This window comes from uncultured Serinicoccus sp., from assembly GCF_947500995.1.
Classification (GTDB): domain Bacteria; phylum Actinomycetota; class Actinomycetes; order Actinomycetales; family Dermatophilaceae; genus Ornithinicoccus.
Genome location: NZ_CANMUA010000042.1, coordinates 1 through 238 on the forward strand (window position 1 = coordinate 1; position 238 = coordinate 238).

General features: G+C 71.8%; 1 protein-coding gene. It reads right to left on the reverse strand.

All coding sequences use genetic code 11. From position 1 onward, the window contains the following. The coding region (locus tag Q0967_RS17360) for a PKD domain-containing protein (protein ID WP_299451326.1) at positions 1-238 on the reverse strand (238 nt) is incomplete at both ends.

The following is a 238-nucleotide window of genomic DNA, read 5'->3' on the forward strand; positions in this document are numbered from 1 at the left end:
CCGACGCCGCCGGCGACCCGTCACCGAAGTCCCACGACCACGCCACCACCGAGTCACCACCATCAGGGTCCGAGGACCCCGACCCGTCGAAGGCACACTCCAACAGATCACACACCGGCTCACCGACCACCGCCACCGGCGGCTGGTTGGCCGGCGGACCACCGGTGACCTCCTGGGGGGCCAGGACGAGGGTCATCGCGAGGGACCGGCCACTGGCCGCGTTGGTCGTCGCCGACAG